The sequence below is a fragment of the Sporosarcina sp. A2 genome (assembly GCF_050858885.1).
In the GTDB taxonomy this organism is placed as follows: domain Bacteria; phylum Bacillota; class Bacilli; order Bacillales_A; family Planococcaceae; genus Sporosarcina.
This window is the reverse complement of record NZ_CP193898.1, coordinates 3,156,047-3,175,900: the sequence shown is the minus strand read 5'-3', so window position 1 is coordinate 3,175,900 and position 19,854 is coordinate 3,156,047. Positions and strand designations below refer to the sequence as shown.

Sequence of the window (19,854 nt, the reverse complement as noted above, 5' to 3'; positions counted from 1 at the left end):
TTTGGGAAAGTCCTCGATCTATTAGTATCTGTCAGCTCCACATGTCGCCATGCTTCCACACCAGACCTATCCACCTCATCATCTTTGAGGGATCTTACTTACTTGCGTAATGGGAAATCTCATCTCGAGGGGGGCTTCATGCTTAGATGCTTTCAGCATTTATCCCGTCCACACATAGCTACCCAGCGATGCCTTTGGCAAGACAACTGGTACACCAGAGGTGTGTCCATCCCGGTCCTCTCGTACTAAGGACAGCTCCTCTCAAATTTCCTGCGCCCGCGACGGATAGGGACCGAACTGTCTCACGACGTTCTGAACCCAGCTCGCGTACCGCTTTAATGGGCGAACAGCCCAACCCTTGGGACCGACTACAGCCCCAGGATGCGATGAGCCGACATCGAGGTGCCAAACCTCCCCGTCGATGTGGACTCTTGGGGGAGATAAGCCTGTTATCCCCGGGGTAGCTTTTATCCGTTGAGCGATGGCCCTTCCATGCGGAACCACCGGATCACTAAGCCCGTCTTTCGACCCTGCTCGACTTGTAGGTCTCGCAGTCAAGCTCCCTTATGCCTTTGCACTCTACGAATGATGTCCGACCATTCTGAGGGAACCTTTGGGCGCCTCCGTTACTCTTTAGGAGGCGACCGCCCCAGTCAAACTGTCCGCCTGACACTGTCTCCTGCCCGGATCACGGGCAAGGGTTAGAAGTCCAATACAGCCAGGGTAGTATCCCACCATTGCCTCCTCCGAAGCTAGCGCTCCGGTCTCTTAGGCTCCTACCTATCCTGTACAGGCTGCACCGGAATTCAATATCAGGCTACAGTAAAGCTCCACGGGGTCTTTCCGTCCTGTCGCGGGTAATGCGCATCTTCACGCATATTATAATTTCACCGAGTCTCTCGTTGAGACAGTGCCCAGATCGTTACGCCTTTCGTGCGGGTCGGAACTTACCCGACAAGGAATTTCGCTACCTTAGGACCGTTATAGTTACGGCCGCCGTTTACTGGGGCTTCAATTCAAAGCTTCGCTTGCGCTAACCTCTCCTCTTAACCTTCCAGCACCGGGCAGGCGTCAGCCCCTATACGTCACCTTACGGTTTTGCAGAGACCTGTGTTTTTGCTAAACAGTCGCCTGGGCCTATTCACTGCGGCTCTCTCGGGCTATTCACCCTACCAGAGCACCCCTTCTCCCGAAGTTACGGGGTCATTTTGCCGAGTTCCTTAACGAGAGTTCTCTCGATCACCTTAGGATTCTCTCCTCGCCTACCTGTGTTGGTTTGCGGTACGGGTACCTCCCACCTCGTTAGAGGCTTTTCTTGGCAGTGTGAAATCAGGGACTCCAGGGTATACACCCCTTGCCATCACAGCTCAATGTATTAGAAACGGGATTTGCCTCGTTTCACACCTCACTGCTTAGACGCGCATAACCAACAGCGCGCTCACCCTATCCTTCTGCGTCACCCCATCACTCAAACGGTGGGGAGGTAGTACAGGAATATCAACCTGTTGTCCATCGTCTACGCCTATCGGCCTCGACTTAGGTCCCGACTGACCCTGAGTGGACGAGCCTTCCTCAGGAAACCTTGGGCATTCGGTGGAAGGGATTCTCACCCTTCTTTCGCTACTCATACCGGCATTCTCACTTCCAAGCGCTCCACCAGTCCTTCCGGTCTAGCTTCAACGCCCTTGGAACGCTCTCCTACCACTGACACCAAAGGTGTCAATCCGCAGTTTCGGTGATTCGTTTAGCCCCGATACATTTTCGGCGCAGCGCCACTCGACCAGTGAGCTATTACGCACTCTTTAAATGATGGCTGCTTCTGAGCCAACATCCTGGTTGTCTGGGCAGCGCCACATCCTTTTCCACTTAACGAATACTTTGGGACCTTAACTGGCGGTCTGGGCTGTTTCCCTCTCGACTATGGACCTTATCACCCATAGTCTGACTCCCAAACATAAATCATCGGCATTCGGAGTTTGTCTGAATTCGGTAACCCGGGATGGGCCCCTAGTCCAAACAGTGCTCTACCTCCGAGATTCTTAACGTTTGAGGCTAGCCCTAAAGCTATTTCGGAGAGAACCAGCTATCTCCAGGTTCGATTGGAATTTCACCGCTACCCACACCTCATCCCCGCACTTTTCAACGTACGTGGGTTCGGGCCTCCAGTAAGTGTTACCTTACCTTCACCCTGGACATGGGTAGATCACCTGGTTTCGGGTCTACGACCCCATACTCATTCGCCCTATTCAGACTCGCTTTCGCTGCGGCTCCGCATTCTCTGCTTAACCTCGCATGGAATCGTAACTCGCCGGTTCATTCTACAAAAGGCACGCCATCACCCATTAACGGGCTCTGACAACTTGTAGGCACACGGTTTCAGGATCTATTTCACTCCCCTTCCGGGGTGCTTTTCACCTTTCCCTCACGGTACTGGTTCACTATCGGTCACTAGGGAGTATTTAGCCTTGGGAGATGGTCCTCCCGGATTCCGACGGAATTTCACGTGTTCCGCCGTACTCAGGATCCACTCTGGAGGGGATGAATTTTCGGTTACGGGGCTTTTACCCTCTTTGGCGGACCTTTCCAGATCGCTTCGCCTAACTCATCCTTTTGTAACTCCGTATAGAGTGTCCTACAACCCCAGGAAGCAAGCTTCCTGGTTTGGGCTTTTCCCGTTTCGCTCGCCGCTACTCAGGGAATCGATTTTTCTTTCTCTTCCTCCGGATACTTAGATGTTTCAGTTCTCCGGGTTTGCCTCGTATTTGCTATGTATTCACAAATACGTACCATCCTATTAAAGATGGTGGGTTTCCCCATTCGGAAATCTTCGGATCAAAGCTTACTTACAGCTCCCCGAAGCATATCGGTGTTAGTGCCGTCCTTCTTAGGCTCCTAGTGCCAAGGCATCCACCGTGCGCCCTTTCTAACTTAACCAAAAGTTAACGTTCTTCTTTCAATCAGCGATGATTAAAAAGAAAGAACAAAAGAATCGCTGTTCGGCTCACATAAATGTGTCCGACTCGGTTGATTATCTTGATTTGTTGCTTCAATGTTGTTTTATCCAGTTTTCAATGAACAAGTTTTGAAGAATATATAAGAAACGACGATTGCTCGAAGTACCATATAAACCTTCAAAACTGAACGCAAAATGTCAACGCTATGAACCAAAGGTTCATTTCCGAATGTGCAGCTTCTTCATCACAAGGATGTTCCACTGACATATATCCTTAGAAAGGAGGTGATCCAGCCGCACCTTCCGATACGGCTACCTTGTTACGACTTCACCCCAATCATCTGTCCCACCTTCGGCGGCTAGCTCCCCTAAGGGTTACCCCACCGACTTCGGGTGTTACAAACTCTCGTGGTGTGACGGGCGGTGTGTACAAGACCCGGGAACGTATTCACCGTGGCATGCTGATCCACGATTACTAGCGATTCCGGCTTCATGCAGGCGAGTTGCAGCCTACAATCCGAACTGGGAACGGTTTTCTGGGATTCGCTTACCCTCGCGGGTTTGCAGCCCTCTGTACCGTCCATTGTAGCACGTGTGTAGCCCAGGTCATAAGGGGCATGATGATTTGACGTCATCCCCACCTTCCTCCGGTTTGTCACCGGCAGTCACCTTAGAGTGCCCAACTGAATGATGGCAACTAAGATTAAGGGTTGCGCTCGTTGCGGGACTTAACCCAACATCTCACGACACGAGCTGACGACAACCATGCACCACCTGTCACCACTGTCCCCGAAGGGAAAGGCATGTCTCCATGCCGGTCAGTGGGATGTCAAGACCTGGTAAGGTTCTTCGCGTTGCTTCGAATTAAACCACATGCTCCACCGCTTGTGCGGGTCCCCGTCAATTCCTTTGAGTTTCAGCCTTGCGGCCGTACTCCCCAGGCGGAGTGCTTAATGCGTTAGCTGCAGCACTAAGGGGCGGAAACCCCCTAACACTTAGCACTCATCGTTTACGGCGTGGACTACCAGGGTATCTAATCCTGTTTGCTCCCCACGCTTTCGCGCCTCAGCGTCAGTTACAGACCAGAAAGCCGCCTTCGCCACTGGTGTTCCTCCACATCTCTACGCATTTCACCGCTACACGTGGAATTCCGCTTTCCTCTTCTGTACTCAAGTCCCCCAGTTTCCAATGACCCTCCACGGTTGAGCCGTGGGCTTTCACATCAGACTTAAAGGACCGCCTGCGCGCGCTTTACGCCCAATAATTCCGGACAACGCTTGCCACCTACGTATTACCGCGGCTGCTGGCACGTAGTTAGCCGTGGCTTTCTGACGAGGTACCGTCAAGGTACGGGCAGTTACTCCCGTACGTGTTCTTCCCTCGCAACAGAGCTTTACGATCCGAAAACCTTCTTCACTCACGCGGCATTGCTCCATCAGACTTTCGTCCATTGTGGAAGATTCCCTACTGCTGCCTCCCGTAGGAGTCTGGGCCGTGTCTCAGTCCCAGTGTGGCCGATCACCCTCTCAGGTCGGCTACGCATCGTTGCCTTGGTAGGCCATTACCCCACCAACTAGCTAATGCGCCGCGGGCCCATCCTGCAGTGACAGCCGAAACCGTCTTTCAGAGTTCCTTCATGCGAAGGAACTGATTATTCGGTATTAGCCCCGGTTTCCCGGAGTTATCCCCATCTGCAGGGCAGGTTGCCCACGTGTTACTCACCCGTCCGCCGCTAATCAAAAGGAGCAAGCTCCAGTTGATTCGCTCGACTTGCATGTATTAGGCATGCCGCCAGCGTTCGTCCTGAGCCAGGATCAAACTCTCCATAAAGAGAATTGATTGCTCAATTCGTACTGGCATCATTTAAGATGTCTATCAGATCAATTAAGATCTGTTTGTGTTTGTTTACCGGTAAAACCGGTTTCCCAAACGATATTTCGTTGACATTTTGCTGTTCAGTTTTCAAGGTTCATAGTGTTTCTGTTGTTTTCAGCAACTCTTACAGTATAACATTCTGTAAGCGTCGTGTCAACAACTTTGTTTTAAGTTTTATTTGTTTCAACCGCTCTACGAAAGCTTTCCGTAAGAGCAACGTTGATAATAATACCATATAAATGCTTGCTTGGCAACTTTTATTCACTCGATAATTAAAGTAAAATAGTATTCCTCACAAGTAATTATGATTGTTTGGAAAAGAAAAAGTCATTCTACAACAGAATGACTTCATCTGCCTGGCAACGTCCTACTCTCACAGGGGGAAGCCCCCTACTACCATCGGCGCTGAAGAACTTAACTTCCGTGTTCGGTATGGGAACGGGTGTGACCTCTTCGCCATCATTACCAGACAAATTGAGCTTGTTCGCTCAAAACTGGATAAAACCAACATTGAATTCAAGACAGCCTTACGGCTCTTTAACTTATATTTGGGAAAGTCCTCGATCTATTAGTATCTGTCAGCTCCACATGTCGCCATGCTTCCACACCAGACCTATCCACCTCATCATCTTTGAGGGATCTTACTTACTTGCGTAATGGGAAATCTCATCTCGAGGGGGGCTTCATGCTTAGATGCTTTCAGCATTTATCCCGTCCACACATAGCTACCCAGCGATGCCTTTGGCAAGACAACTGGTACACCAGAGGTGTGTCCATCCCGGTCCTCTCGTACTAAGGACAGCTCCTCTCAAATTTCCTGCGCCCGCGACGGATAGGGACCGAACTGTCTCACGACGTTCTGAACCCAGCTCGCGTACCGCTTTAATGGGCGAACAGCCCAACCCTTGGGACCGACTACAGCCCCAGGATGCGATGAGCCGACATCGAGGTGCCAAACCTCCCCGTCGATGTGGACTCTTGGGGGAGATAAGCCTGTTATCCCCGGGGTAGCTTTTATCCGTTGAGCGATGGCCCTTCCATGCGGAACCACCGGATCACTAAGCCCGTCTTTCGACCCTGCTCGACTTGTAGGTCTCGCAGTCAAGCTCCCTTATGCCTTTGCACTCTACGAATGATGTCCGACCATTCTGAGGGAACCTTTGGGCGCCTCCGTTACTCTTTAGGAGGCGACCGCCCCAGTCAAACTGTCCGCCTGACACTGTCTCCTGCCCGGATCACGGGCAAGGGTTAGAAGTCCAATACAGCCAGGGTAGTATCCCACCATTGCCTCCTCCGAAGCTAGCGCTCCGGTCTCTTAGGCTCCTACCTATCCTGTACAGGCTGCACCGGAATTCAATATCAGGCTACAGTAAAGCTCCACGGGGTCTTTCCGTCCTGTCGCGGGTAATGCGCATCTTCACGCATATTATAATTTCACCGAGTCTCTCGTTGAGACAGTGCCCAGATCGTTACGCCTTTCGTGCGGGTCGGAACTTACCCGACAAGGAATTTCGCTACCTTAGGACCGTTATAGTTACGGCCGCCGTTTACTGGGGCTTCAATTCAAAGCTTCGCTTGCGCTAACCTCTCCTCTTAACCTTCCAGCACCGGGCAGGCGTCAGCCCCTATACGTCACCTTACGGTTTTGCAGAGACCTGTGTTTTTGCTAAACAGTCGCCTGGGCCTATTCACTGCGGCTCTCTCGGGCTATTCACCCTACCAGAGCACCCCTTCTCCCGAAGTTACGGGGTCATTTTGCCGAGTTCCTTAACGAGAGTTCTCTCGATCACCTTAGGATTCTCTCCTCGCCTACCTGTGTTGGTTTGCGGTACGGGTACCTCCCACCTCGTTAGAGGCTTTTCTTGGCAGTGTGAAATCAGGGACTCCAGGGTATACACCCCTTGCCATCACAGCTCAATGTATTAGAAACGGGATTTGCCTCGTTTCACACCTCACTGCTTAGACGCGCATAACCAACAGCGCGCTCACCCTATCCTTCTGCGTCACCCCATCACTCAAACGGTGGGGAGGTAGTACAGGAATATCAACCTGTTGTCCATCGTCTACGCCTATCGGCCTCGACTTAGGTCCCGACTGACCCTGAGTGGACGAGCCTTCCTCAGGAAACCTTGGGCATTCGGTGGAAGGGATTCTCACCCTTCTTTCGCTACTCATACCGGCATTCTCACTTCCAAGCGCTCCACCAGTCCTTCCGGTCTAGCTTCAACGCCCTTGGAACGCTCTCCTACCACTGACACCAAAGGTGTCAATCCGCAGTTTCGGTGATTCGTTTAGCCCCGATACATTTTCGGCGCAGCGCCACTCGACCAGTGAGCTATTACGCACTCTTTAAATGATGGCTGCTTCTGAGCCAACATCCTGGTTGTCTGGGCAGCGCCACATCCTTTTCCACTTAACGAATACTTTGGGACCTTAACTGGCGGTCTGGGCTGTTTCCCTCTCGACTATGGACCTTATCACCCATAGTCTGACTCCCAAACATAAATCATCGGCATTCGGAGTTTGTCTGAATTCGGTAACCCGGGATGGGCCCCTAGTCCAAACAGTGCTCTACCTCCGAGATTCTTAACGTTTGAGGCTAGCCCTAAAGCTATTTCGGAGAGAACCAGCTATCTCCAGGTTCGATTGGAATTTCACCGCTACCCACACCTCATCCCCGCACTTTTCAACGTACGTGGGTTCGGGCCTCCAGTAAGTGTTACCTTACCTTCACCCTGGACATGGGTAGATCACCTGGTTTCGGGTCTACGACCCCATACTCATTCGCCCTATTCAGACTCGCTTTCGCTGCGGCTCCGCATTCTCTGCTTAACCTCGCATGGAATCGTAACTCGCCGGTTCATTCTACAAAAGGCACGCCATCACCCATTAACGGGCTCTGACAACTTGTAGGCACACGGTTTCAGGATCTATTTCACTCCCCTTCCGGGGTGCTTTTCACCTTTCCCTCACGGTACTGGTTCACTATCGGTCACTAGGGAGTATTTAGCCTTGGGAGATGGTCCTCCCGGATTCCGACGGAATTTCACGTGTTCCGCCGTACTCAGGATCCACTCTGGAGGGGATGAATTTTCGGTTACGGGGCTTTTACCCTCTTTGGCGGACCTTTCCAGATCGCTTCGCCTAACTCATCCTTTTGTAACTCCGTATAGAGTGTCCTACAACCCCAGGAAGCAAGCTTCCTGGTTTGGGCTTTTCCCGTTTCGCTCGCCGCTACTCAGGGAATCGATTTTTCTTTCTCTTCCTCCGGATACTTAGATGTTTCAGTTCTCCGGGTTTGCCTCGTATTTGCTATGTATTCACAAATACGTACCATCCTATTAAAGATGGTGGGTTTCCCCATTCGGAAATCTTCGGATCAAAGCTTACTTACAGCTCCCCGAAGCATATCGGTGTTAGTGCCGTCCTTCTTAGGCTCCTAGTGCCAAGGCATCCACCGTGCGCCCTTTCTAACTTAACCAAAAGTTAACGTTCTTCTTTCAATCAGCGATGATTAAAAAGAAAGAACAAAAGAATCGCTGTTCGGCTCACATAAATGTGTCCGACTCGGTTGATTATCTTGATTTGTTGCTTCAATGTTGTTTTATCCAGTTTTCAATGAACAAGTTTTGAAGAATATATAAGAAACGACGATTGCTCGAAGTACCATATAAACCTTCAAAACTGAACGCAAAATGTCAACGCTATGAACCAAAGGTTCATTTCCGAATGTGCAGCTTCTTCATCACAAGGATGTTCCACTGACATATATCCTTAGAAAGGAGGTGATCCAGCCGCACCTTCCGATACGGCTACCTTGTTACGACTTCACCCCAATCATCTGTCCCACCTTCGGCGGCTAGCTCCCCTAAGGGTTACCCCACCGACTTCGGGTGTTACAAACTCTCGTGGTGTGACGGGCGGTGTGTACAAGACCCGGGAACGTATTCACCGTGGCATGCTGATCCACGATTACTAGCGATTCCGGCTTCATGCAGGCGAGTTGCAGCCTACAATCCGAACTGGGAACGGTTTTCTGGGATTCGCTTACCCTCGCGGGTTTGCAGCCCTCTGTACCGTCCATTGTAGCACGTGTGTAGCCCAGGTCATAAGGGGCATGATGATTTGACGTCATCCCCACCTTCCTCCGGTTTGTCACCGGCAGTCACCTTAGAGTGCCCAACTGAATGATGGCAACTAAGATTAAGGGTTGCGCTCGTTGCGGGACTTAACCCAACATCTCACGACACGAGCTGACGACAACCATGCACCACCTGTCACCACTGTCCCCGAAGGGAAAGGCATGTCTCCATGCCGGTCAGTGGGATGTCAAGACCTGGTAAGGTTCTTCGCGTTGCTTCGAATTAAACCACATGCTCCACCGCTTGTGCGGGTCCCCGTCAATTCCTTTGAGTTTCAGCCTTGCGGCCGTACTCCCCAGGCGGAGTGCTTAATGCGTTAGCTGCAGCACTAAGGGGCGGAAACCCCCTAACACTTAGCACTCATCGTTTACGGCGTGGACTACCAGGGTATCTAATCCTGTTTGCTCCCCACGCTTTCGCGCCTCAGCGTCAGTTACAGACCAGAAAGCCGCCTTCGCCACTGGTGTTCCTCCACATCTCTACGCATTTCACCGCTACACGTGGAATTCCGCTTTCCTCTTCTGTACTCAAGTCCCCCAGTTTCCAATGACCCTCCACGGTTGAGCCGTGGGCTTTCACATCAGACTTAAAGGACCGCCTGCGCGCGCTTTACGCCCAATAATTCCGGACAACGCTTGCCACCTACGTATTACCGCGGCTGCTGGCACGTAGTTAGCCGTGGCTTTCTGACGAGGTACCGTCAAGGTACGGGCAGTTACTCCCGTACGTGTTCTTCCCTCGCAACAGAGCTTTACGATCCGAAAACCTTCTTCACTCACGCGGCATTGCTCCATCAGACTTTCGTCCATTGTGGAAGATTCCCTACTGCTGCCTCCCGTAGGAGTCTGGGCCGTGTCTCAGTCCCAGTGTGGCCGATCACCCTCTCAGGTCGGCTACGCATCGTTGCCTTGGTAGGCCATTACCCCACCAACTAGCTAATGCGCCGCGGGCCCATCCTGCAGTGACAGCCGAAACCGTCTTTCAGAGTTCCTTCATGCGAAGGAACTGATTATTCGGTATTAGCCCCGGTTTCCCGGAGTTATCCCCATCTGCAGGGCAGGTTGCCCACGTGTTACTCACCCGTCCGCCGCTAATCAAAAGGAGCAAGCTCCAATTGATTCGCTCGACTTGCATGTATTAGGCATGCCGCCAGCGTTCGTCCTGAGCCAGGATCAAACTCTCCATAAAGAGAATTGATTGCTCAATTCGTACTGGCATCATTTAAGATGTCTATCAGATCGATTAAGATCTGTTTGTGTTTGTTTACCGGTAAAACCGGTTTCCCAAACGATATTTCGTTGACATTTTGCTGTTCAGTTTTCAAGGTTCATAGTGTTTCTTTTTTGTGTCTGTGTTGTTTTGGCAACTTTTAAATAATACCACACTGTATATTCAGTGTCAACAACTTTTTAAATGTTTATTTCGCTTGGCGCCTGTCACAGAAATAGTTATGTGAAAAGCAACGTGTTTAAATATACCATGCAATGCAAACTAATGCAAGCCTGAATTTCTTGGATGAAAAAAGAGTGCCACTCTACAATCGAGAGGCACCCTTTCTTCTATCATTAATCTTTTGATCTCATCTGTGGGAACAGCAGTACATCACGAATTGATTGCGCATTCGTCAATAGCATTACAAGACGATCAATCCCGATTCCAAGACCGCCTGTTGGTGGAAGTCCATATTCTAACGCTTCGATGAAATCTTCATCCATCTCATGCGCTTCGTCATTCCCTTGTTCTTTTTCAACTAGCTGCGCTTCAAAACGTTGACGCTGATCGATTGGATCATTCAACTCAGTGAACGCGTTTGCATGTTCACGACGCACGATGAATAGCTCAAAACGATCTGTAAAGCGGCCATCTTCAGGATTCTTCTTCGCAAGCGGCGAAATTTCAACCGGATGTCCATAGATGAATGTTGGTTGTACTAGCTGTTCTTCTACCTTCTGCTCAAAGAACTCATTCAACACGTGACCTACTTCCATCATCAGTTGTACATCTATACCGTTCTCCTTAGCAAGAGCATGTGCTTCTTCTTTCGTCATTTCTTTCCAGAAGTCTACACCTGTGTATTCCTTAACCGCATCCGCCATATGCAGACGTTTCCAACCAGGAGACAAGTCGATAACATCTTCTCCATATTGTACTTTCGCAGTTCCTAATACTTCTACAGCGATATGAGCAATCATATTCTCCGTCAACGCCATGATGTCATTATAATCCGCATAGGCCTCATACAATTCAATCATCGTGAATTCAGGATTATGACGTGTAGAAATCCCTTCGTTTCTGAACACACGACCAATTTCATACACTTTCTCTAACCCACCGACAATTAGGCGCTTCAGATGCAATTCAATTGCAATACGCATGTAAAGTGTCATATCCAATGTATTGTGGTGTGTAATGAACGGACGGGCAGAAGCTCCCCCTGCAATCGAGTGCAACATCGGTGTCTCTACTTCCAAGAAACCTTGTCCATCCAAATAGCGACGCATCGACTGGATGATTCGGCTACGCAAGATGAACGTCTCTTTGCTACCTTCAGTTGAAATCAAATCTAAATAGCGTTGACGATAGCGTTGTTCGATATCCTGCAATCCATGAAACTTTTCAGGCAGCGGGCGTAACGCTTTAGATAGAAACGTGAACTCTGTCACCTTAATAGAAAGTTCGCCAACCTTCGTCTTGAATATAGCTCCTTCTATTCCGACGATATCTCCAAGATCCGCCATCGTAAATAGCTTATATGCATCTTCACCAATTGCATCTTGACGTACGTAAATCTGAATTTGTCCACCAAGATCCTGGACATGGGCAAACCCCGCTTTCCCTTTACCGCGCTTCGTCATGATACGACCAGCGATTTTCACCTGATGTGGTGTTTCATCCAATTCTTCTTTAGACAATTCGCTATACTCTTCTACCAATGCGTTCGATAAATGTGTACGTTCGAATCGTGCACCAAACGGATCGAGTCCGTTGCTGCGAATTTCTTCCATCTTCTGGCGTCTCACCTGACGTTGATCATTCAACTCTTCTATATTCGACATCCTATTCACTCCTCTAAATTGTTCGTGCATGTTTAAACTGTTCTACTCTCATTGTACACAATTCCATTACGTAAAAAAAGCCGCTGGATAAGCGACCGTTAAATCCATTGTCTAGACATCTATTTATGCTTCGTACTTTAATTAACTGCACAGACATCCCTGATCCATCAGTATAGCCAAGTCTGATACGCTCCGTCGGCCTAGTTACCCTCTGTAGTTTTCCACAAGACAACCCCAGCTTCTTGCATAGCGAGCTCTTCTTGAAATTGTCGTCCTGTAATCGGATCGACACATGTCGGCGCAAGCTCAGTTAACGGGATTAACACAAATGCCCGTTCCTTCATCCGCGGATGCGGAACAGAAAGTGTCTCTGATTCAATATTGTCGTTATTATATAGCAAAATGTCAAGGTCTGCCGTCCTCGGCCCCCAACGTATCGTACGCACTCTACCTAACTCACTCTCAATCCATTGACACGAAGCGAGTAGCTCAAAGGGCGTCAGTGTCGTCGACAAACGAACAACCATATTTAAAAAATCGGCTTGGTCTGTAACCCCTACCGGCGCTGTCTCATAAATTGAAGACGTTTCAACCGATTCAATCCCCGCAGTTGTACGAAGCGCATGAACTGCCTGCGTCAAGTAGTCTTCTCTATCTCCCATATTTGTACCAATGGACAAATATGCCGTATTCATAACAACCGACCTCGTTCAATTTCTACCGACACCGATGCGTAATGTCCAGGAATCGGCGGATCCGGTTTCACAACAAGAACCCGTACTCCTGCTACCTGACCTTTATAGTCTGCCAGTAAGTTACCTGCAATTCGCTCCGCAACCGTTTCGATAAGCTTAACGGGCTCACCTTCAACTACAGATCGTACCACAGCATAAGCTTCTGCGTAATTCACCGTTTTGGACAAGTCATCATTCGTCCCAGCATCCGCTAAATCGACAGCCATCGATACGGATACCGTGAACCGCTGCCCAAGAACCGTTTCTTCCTTAAGTGCTCCGTGATATCCATAAAACTGCATTTCGTTTAGATGAATGAAATCCATTCCCGAGTCCCACCTTCACTGAGTATATTTTTGCTTCCCTGTTAACACATCCATCATACGCGCCATCCGCGCAATCGGCTTTACGTCATGGACACGAACAATATGACAACCATGTTCGATTCCATAACAAACGGTCGCTCCAGTCCCTTCCATCCGTTCATCAACAGGCAAGTCCAGCACTTTTCCGACTAATGACTTTCTAGAGGTTCCAAGTAATACAGGGTGACCCAGCGCAGCAAGCTGATCCAAACTCTGCATCGCTTCAATATTCTCTAAGATGTCTTTCGCAAAGCCAATCCCAGGATCCAACCAGATATTACGGTTTTCTACTCCAGCCGCTCGTGCAATGGAAATACTACCTTCGAGATCTGCGAGCATTTCATCCCCAAGTGCACCTTCGTACAAAGCCTGCTCTCGATTATGCATTAAAATAATCGGAACTCCATACTGCTTTGCGACTTGTGCAATCCTAGGTTCCCGCTTCGCTCCCCATACGTCATTAATAATATGTGCCCCTGCTTTTAGTGCTTCTTCAGCAACCGTTGCTTTATATGTATCAATCGAAATTGCACAATCTAGTTCATTCACCAACACTTCAATGATAGGAACTGTCCGCTCTAACTCTTCATCTAACGAAACAGGTGTGTGACCCGGCCGCGTAGACTCCCCACCAATATCTATGATTTTCGCTCCTGCTGCTAACATATCTATCGCTCGGCGAAGCGCAGCGTCTGTTTGGCTGTATTCCCCCCCATCTGAAAAAGAATCCGGAGTTACATTTAAGATACCCATAACAACCGTTTCCTTAGTAAAGTCAAGGGTTGTCTCGCCTAACTGATAAGGTGCTTTCGCATACTGTAATTCCATTGAACTCTTCCTTCCTACTATTACACTGCTTTCAAGCCGCTATTGTATCAGTTTACCGTTTTCCAACTAATATTCCTACTTGTATGCATAGAAAAGAGGAAGCACTGATGCTCCCTCCACATACTTATTCCTCTTCGAATTGATACAGTGGTGTACTTAAATAGCGTTCGCCATTTGAAGCCAAAATCGCAACGACCGTCTTTCCTTTACCTAGTTCCTTCGCTGCTTTCAGCGCTGCAAATACAGCAGCACCTGATGATACCCCTCCGAGAATACCTTCTTCTTTCGCCAACTTACGTGCGTACTCATACGATTCTTCGTTCGACACCAACGTAATTTCGTCATATATCTCGGTATCAAGCACTTTTGGAATAAAACCTGCCCCGATCCCTTGAATCTTATGAGGACCGGGTTGCCCTCCTGAAAGTACTGGAGAATCCGTCGGCTCGACAGCAATGATTTTCACGTCTTTAAACCGTTCTTTCAATACACTTCCGACTCCCGTGATCGTACCCCCCGTACCGACAGCTGACACAAATGCATCAACACGGTCTAACGCATCTGCAATTTCAGGTCCTGTCGTGTATCGATGAATGTCAGGATTTGCCTCGTTATTGAATTGTTGCGGTAGGAACCAACCATTTTCTTCGGATAACTGCTCCGCTTTTGCGATGGCCCCTTTCATTCCTTCAGCACCTGGCGTCAAAATAAGATCCGCTCCATATGCGCGCAATAGATTTCTACGCTCCATACTCATCGTATCCGGCATGACAAGTACTGCTTTATATCCTTTTGCCGCTGCAATCATCGCAAGTCCAATCCCTGTATTACCGCTAGTCGGTTCAATTAGCGTACCACCTTCTGCTAACTCACCCGACTTTTCAGCTGCTTCAATCATCGCAAGCGCAATTCGATCTTTTACGCTAGAACCCGGATTGAAGTATTCTAGTTTCAAATAGACATCTGCATCATCAGGTCCTACGAGACGGTTTAACTTCACCAATGGTGTTTGGCCCACTAACTCCGCAACAGAGTTTGCTACTTTCTTCATTTCCAACACTCCAATCCCTAGTTAATAGGTAGGTTTTATATTATATTCAGTTTACAAGAAAACTGTGCTGGCTGTCAATACATACAAACTCATGTTAAACGAACAAAAAAGCCTCGCTACGAGAGCGAAGCTTTTACTTACCGTAAAACCAATGAGCATCGAATTCCTGCCAAAACGTTTCAGGTGAAACAGATTGGGAAAGTTGCTGGAGAGCAAGTTCTCTACGAATATGCTCTTGTACTTCTTTCAGTTTAAACGAGCGTCCTTTCAATACGTCACTTACTTGAATAACCGCGTACGTATCGTCTGAAAGCTTGAACACGGAACTCACATCTTTTTCCTTCGACTTTTTCGCTTTTTCAAGAATTGCAGGATCTACTTCCTCAGTACGACTGCTAATATACCCGAGATCCCCACCAATGGAAGCGGAGGACGAATCGATAGAGCGTTCTTTAGCAAGAACATCGAAACTCGATCCACCCTTCAATTCCTTCAGTGCTTGCTTCGCATCTGATTCCGTAGAAGCCACGAGCAAACTCGTTCGGTAGGTCGTTGGAATTTCAAACTGAGCCTCATTTTTTTCATAATAAGCCTTTACTGCTTTATCATCGATAACAATATCTTTCGTCAAGACTCGATTTAAGATCAGTTCGGAACGGACTTTCCTACGCATCTGCTCGGCATCCAGGCCTGTGTAGGCTTTTCCGTCGAGTGATGATAGCAACGCCAATTCACGATCGATGTCTTCATCAGAAATATCGATGTTGTATTCTTTAGCTGCCGTTTCCATGACCTGATCATTTACGAGCCCCAACAACACTTCGCGCCCCACCGTTTTCTCCATCGCGGTCATCCACTGTTCTCGCGTAATCGGCTTTCCTGCAACGGATGCTACTTCTTCACCGACTTGGAAAGGGCTTTCCGCTTTTTTCGGAACGACCCAGTTGATGAACCAAAGGAGATTCCCAATGGCTAAAACTACAATCAGCAGAACGAGCGGTTTTGTTTTCAACCGTCGCTTCGAAGGCTCGTTCGCGTTTCGATTACGATCCAGATTGGATTTCATCGACAAAGTCCTCTAACTCTTCTTTGGAGTAGACATATTTCTCTAAGCAGAAATGACATTCCGCCTCAGCTTGGCCGTCTTCATTCATCATTGCTTTGATTTCTTCTTCACCTAAGCTTTTAATAGCCGTTCCGAATCGCTCTTTAGAACAATTACAGTGGAAAGTTACGTCCATTTGGTCAACAACGCGGACATTTTCCTTACCCAGAACTTCTTCCAACACTTCTTCAGGTGACAATCCACGGTCGATCATTTTAGAGATCGGCTCCATCTGGCTAATTCGCTGCTCTAATTCCGTGATTGTTTCATCGGTAGCACCAGGCATTACTTGGAGAATAAATCCACCCGCAGCCTTTACTGTGTTATCCGGATTCACAAGAACGCCAAGAGCAACTGCTGATGGTACTTGGTCTGAAACAACGAAGTACTGTGTGAAGTCTTCTGCTACTTCTCCTGAAACAATGGGCGTCTGGCCTGTAAACATGTCTCGTAGACCTAAGTCCTTTACTACAGTGAGCATGCCTTCTGTTCCAACAGCGCGACGTACATCCAATTTCCCTTGTTCATTTAAGTCGAAGTGTGTTTGCGGATTAATAGCATATCCGCGTATATGACCTTTTGCATCGGCATCTGTGACGATTGCACCGATTGGACCATTGCCATCCAGCTTCACCGTTAACTTATCTTCGCCCTTCATCATAGCGCCCATCATCACTGTCGCCGTCATTGTTCGACCAATCGCAGCGGTAGCAGTCGGCCACGAATAATGACGATGTTGCATTTCTCCTACAGCTTCAGTCGTTTTAGTGGCATATGCCCGAATCGTGCCCTCAAATGCGAGTGCTTTTACTAAATAATCATTCATTTACTATTCTCTCCTTATTGATTGCGTTCGTAGATCAGTTTTAATCCTTTTAACGTCAGATAGTCATCTACGATATCGATAGTATCCGTTTCTTTACTGATCAACGGAGCAAGACCCCCTGTTGCTATTACAGTGGGTACTTTCTTACTCTCTGCTTTCATACGACCAACGAGCCCTTCGACTTGTCCTACATATCCATACAAAATACCCGCCTGCATGGCAGACACTGTATTTTTCCCAACAACGTGCTCTGGACGAGTCAGTTCAATGCGCGGTAATTTAGATGCACGATCAAACAGCGCTTCCATCGAGATGTTAATACCTGGAGCAATCGCGCCTCCCATGTATTCCGCGTGTTCGTTGACATAACAGTACGTAGTAGCTGTACCGAAATCTACAATCACAAGCGGGCTGCCATATTCATGAATCGCAGCGACTGCATTGACAATACGGTCTGCACCGACTTCACGTGGATTCTCATACTTAATGTTCAATCCTGTTTTAACGCCAGGACCCACGATAACCGCTTCCTGATTAAAATACTTTTTACACATCTGTTCAAGAGGGAACATGACTGGCGGTACAACAGACGATATGATGATGCCAGTAATATCCGAGAACTCGAGTCCAACGTGCGAAAAGAGCGCCTTCACTTGCATCGCATACTCGTCTTCGGTTTTTTGACGGTATGTTTCCATCCGCCAGTGGTGCATTAACTCTTCACCTTCATAAACGCCAAGTACAATATTCGTATTACCTGTATCTAAAACTAAGAGCATAACTGATTCCTCACTAACCTCAGTAGTCTTTTTTCCCTCACATCATACCACAATTCTTTTCAAAAAAAACAGCCGACTGTCTTTTTACGGACAGTCAGCTGATCACTTTTAATCTTTTCGTTTTTCTTCAATCGAACCAAGTGGCTCACTTGTACCTTCACCGTCCGGTAAATCACCGACAGAAGGATCTGATGGAGCTAATGTAATATCCGGATTTGCATCCGTCGAGTCAATTCCAACACCTTCGCCAACTTCCTTACGCTCATATGGGCGATCCGGAAGTGTGCCGTGGTCTTTCAAGTGATTAATTTGTTCTGCATCGAGCGTTTCTATTTCTAGAAGCGTCTTCGCAATCAAATCGAGCAAGTCGCGATTTTCAGTAAGAATCCGTCTCGTACGCTCATACTCGCCTTTAATGATGGCTTGCATTTCTTGATCGATTTCATAAGCGATTGAATCTGAATAGTTCTGCTCAGAATTGAAGTCACGTCCAAGGAAGACGTTTCCGCCTTGTGCTTGACCAAACTGCATTGGTCCGAGTTTGTCACTCATTCCGTATTCCGTCACCATGGATCGTGCAATACCTGTAGCCCGCTGGAAATCATTGTGGGCACCTGTAGAAACTTCACCAAGTACGATTTCTTCAGAAACACGTCCACCAAGAAGTCCTGCGATCTTATCGAGAAGCTCTGGTTTCGTCATGAAGTATCGGTCTTCTTTCGGAAGCATGACTGCATAACCACCTGCTTGCCCACGAGGTACAATTGTAACCTTGTGCACAATCTCTGCATCGTCAAGCATGAGACCAACAACTACGTGACCCGCTTCATGGTTTGCAACAATCTTACGTTCTTTCTCAGAAATAACACGACTAGTTTTCGCAGTACCTGCGATGACACGGTCTGTTGCTTCGTCAATGTCAGACATATCGATTGATGTTTTGTTACGACGAGCCGCAACAAGTGCTGATTCGTTTAACAAGTTCTCCAAGTCTGCACCCGAGAAACCTGGTGTACGTTGAGCAAGTGCTTTCAAGTTAACCGTTTCATCAAGCGGCTTATTACGAGCATGTACTTTAAGTACTGCTTCGCGGCCCTTAACATCAGGACGCCCTACTGTGATCTGGCGGTCAAAACGACCCGGACGTAGTAATGCTGGATCCAGAATATCTGGACGGTTCGTTGCTGCTACGATAATGATACCTTCGTTTTCACCAAAGCCATCCATCTCAACAAGCAACTGGTTCAATGTTTGTTCACGCTCATCGTGTCCGCCACCTAGGCCTGCGCCACGTTGACGTCCAACTGCATCGATTTCATCGATAAAGATAATACATGGTGCGTTTTTCTTCGCATTCTCGAACAAGTCTCGAACACGTGAAGCACCGACACCAACAAACATCTCAACGAAATCAGAACCTGAAATCGAGAAGAACGGAACGCCTGCTTCACCTGCAACAGCACGAGCAAGCAAAGTTTTACCTGTACCTGGAGGTCCTACTAAGAGGATACCTTTAGGAATACGGGCACCAACAGCAGCGAATTTACGAGGATCTTTCAGGAAGTCCACCACTTCGATGAGTTCCTGCTTCTCTTCATCCGCACCCGCTACATCTGTAAAGCGTACTTTCTTACGGTCATCAGTATGCAATTTCGCTTTACTTTTACCGAAATTCATAACTTTACCGCCACCACCGCCACCTTGAGCTTGGTTCAACAAGAAGAAGAACAAGATGATGATAATGATAAATGGCACAAGGCCGGTGAAGAATGAAACCCAAGCGCTTGCTTCAGGCGCTGGCAAAATTTCTACTTCCGCGTTCTTTGCAAGTGCAAGATCACGGATATTGTTCATTGTCATCTCATCGTTCATTGGAACATTTGCAGTGAAAGTTTCATCTTTTTTCGCGTCTTTCATCTGTCCTTTTACTTCTAACACTAACTGGACAGGTTGAATTTCGATAGATTTCACTTTCCCTTGTTCTAATGCCGTGAGAAATTCGTCGTAACGGATCTTTTCCATCTTCGGGTTCGGATTGTTCAGCGAACTGAAAATTCCCATGATCGCTAGAAAAATTAGCCCATATAATAGAAAGTATCGAAATATTCGATTCATCCCAAGCCTCCTCATTTCTTCAACA

Annotated in this window: 9 protein-coding genes and 5 rRNA genes; all 14 read right to left on the bottom strand. The window is 48.2% G+C overall.

What is annotated here, in order from left to right:
- Position 1: 1 nt before the first annotated feature.
- Positions 2 to 2,934, bottom strand: a 23S ribosomal RNA gene (locus ACRPI0_RS16125).
- A 297-nt stretch (positions 2,935 to 3,231) separates the two neighbouring features.
- Positions 3,232 to 4,783, bottom strand: a 16S ribosomal RNA gene (locus ACRPI0_RS16120).
- 399 nt (positions 4,784 to 5,182) lie between these two features.
- Positions 5,183 to 5,298 (bottom strand): 5S ribosomal RNA (gene rrf, locus ACRPI0_RS16115).
- Between the two features lie 78 nt (positions 5,299 to 5,376).
- Positions 5,377 to 8,309, bottom strand: a 23S ribosomal RNA gene (locus tag ACRPI0_RS16110).
- Between the two features lie 297 nt (positions 8,310 to 8,606).
- A 16S ribosomal RNA gene (locus tag ACRPI0_RS16105) occupies positions 8,607 to 10,158 on the bottom strand.
- The 16S, 23S and 5S rRNA genes sit together here, the layout of an rRNA operon.
- Before the next feature lie 377 nt (positions 10,159 to 10,535).
- On the bottom strand, positions 10,536 to 12,026 hold the full coding sequence (gene lysS, locus ACRPI0_RS16100) for a lysine--tRNA ligase (RefSeq protein ID WP_432353782.1): 1,491 nt from the start codon (positions 12,024 to 12,026) through the stop codon (positions 10,536 to 10,538).
- A 200-nt stretch (positions 12,027 to 12,226) separates the two neighbouring features.
- Positions 12,227 to 12,721, bottom strand: coding sequence for a 2-amino-4-hydroxy-6-hydroxymethyldihydropteridine diphosphokinase (folK, locus tag ACRPI0_RS16095; RefSeq protein WP_432353780.1), 495 nt, complete (start codon positions 12,719 to 12,721; stop codon positions 12,227 to 12,229).
- Positions 12,718 to 13,086 (bottom strand): dihydroneopterin aldolase, encoded by a 369-nt coding sequence (gene folB / locus ACRPI0_RS16090; protein ID WP_432353779.1) that lies wholly within the window; start codon positions 13,084 to 13,086, stop codon positions 12,718 to 12,720. The genes folK and folB overlap by 4 nt, the downstream gene beginning before the upstream one ends.
- Positions 13,087 to 13,101: 15 nt before the next feature.
- Positions 13,102 to 13,953 carry a dihydropteroate synthase gene (folP, locus tag ACRPI0_RS16085; protein ID WP_432353777.1) on the bottom strand — a complete coding sequence of 284 codons (852 nt, stop codon included), beginning with the start codon at positions 13,951 to 13,953 and terminating at the stop codon, positions 13,102 to 13,104.
- Between the two features lie 124 nt (positions 13,954 to 14,077).
- Complete coding sequence (cysK, locus tag ACRPI0_RS16080; protein ID WP_432353776.1) at positions 14,078 to 15,004, bottom strand: cysteine synthase A; 927 nt, start codon at positions 15,002 to 15,004, stop codon at positions 14,078 to 14,080.
- 133 nt (positions 15,005 to 15,137) lie between these two features.
- Positions 15,138 to 16,070: a peptidyl-prolyl cis-trans isomerase gene (locus tag ACRPI0_RS16075; protein WP_432353775.1), complete on the bottom strand. Its 933-nt coding sequence runs from the start codon at positions 16,068 to 16,070 to the stop codon at positions 15,138 to 15,140.
- Positions 16,048 to 16,935 (bottom strand): Hsp33 family molecular chaperone HslO, encoded by an 888-nt coding sequence (hslO, locus tag ACRPI0_RS16070; protein WP_432353774.1) that lies wholly within the window; start codon positions 16,933 to 16,935, stop codon positions 16,048 to 16,050. Before hslO ends, ACRPI0_RS16075 begins: the two co-directional genes overlap by 23 nt.
- Before the next feature lie 14 nt (positions 16,936 to 16,949).
- Entirely contained in the window at positions 16,950 to 17,714 is a 765-nt protein-coding gene (locus tag ACRPI0_RS16065) for a type III pantothenate kinase (protein ID WP_432353773.1), read from the bottom strand.
- Positions 17,715 to 17,822: 108 nt separating this feature from the next.
- Positions 17,823 to 19,829: an ATP-dependent zinc metalloprotease FtsH gene (gene ftsH, locus ACRPI0_RS16060; protein ID WP_432353771.1), complete on the bottom strand. Its 2,007-nt coding sequence runs from the start codon at positions 19,827 to 19,829 to the stop codon at positions 17,823 to 17,825.
- Positions 19,830 to 19,854 lie beyond the last annotated feature (25 nt).

Excerpts from the sequence above, each read along its gene's own strand:
- lysS (WP_432353782.1), bottom strand. The coding sequence starts at position 12,026 with ATGTCGAATATAGAAGAGTTGAATGATCAACGTCAGGTGAGACGCCAG.
- folK (WP_432353780.1), bottom strand. The coding sequence starts at position 12,721 with ATGAATACGGCATATTTGTCCATTGGTACAAATATGGGAGATAGAGAA.
- folB (WP_432353779.1), bottom strand. The coding sequence starts at position 13,086 with ATGGATTTCATTCATCTAAACGAAATGCAGTTTTATGGATATCACGGA.
- folP (WP_432353777.1), bottom strand. The coding sequence starts at position 13,953 with ATGGAATTACAGTATGCGAAAGCACCTTATCAGTTAGGCGAGACAACC.
- cysK (WP_432353776.1), bottom strand. The coding sequence starts at position 15,004 with ATGAAGAAAGTAGCAAACTCTGTTGCGGAGTTAGTGGGCCAAACACCA.
- ACRPI0_RS16075 (WP_432353775.1), bottom strand. The coding sequence starts at position 16,070 with ATGAAATCCAATCTGGATCGTAATCGAAACGCGAACGAGCCTTCGAAG.
- hslO (WP_432353774.1), bottom strand. The coding sequence starts at position 16,935 with ATGAATGATTATTTAGTAAAAGCACTCGCATTTGAGGGCACGATTCGG.
- ACRPI0_RS16065 (WP_432353773.1), bottom strand. The coding sequence starts at position 17,714 with ATGCTCTTAGTTTTAGATACAGGTAATACGAATATTGTACTTGGCGTT.
- ftsH (WP_432353771.1), bottom strand. The coding sequence starts at position 19,829 with ATGAATCGAATATTTCGATACTTTCTATTATATGGGCTAATTTTTCTA.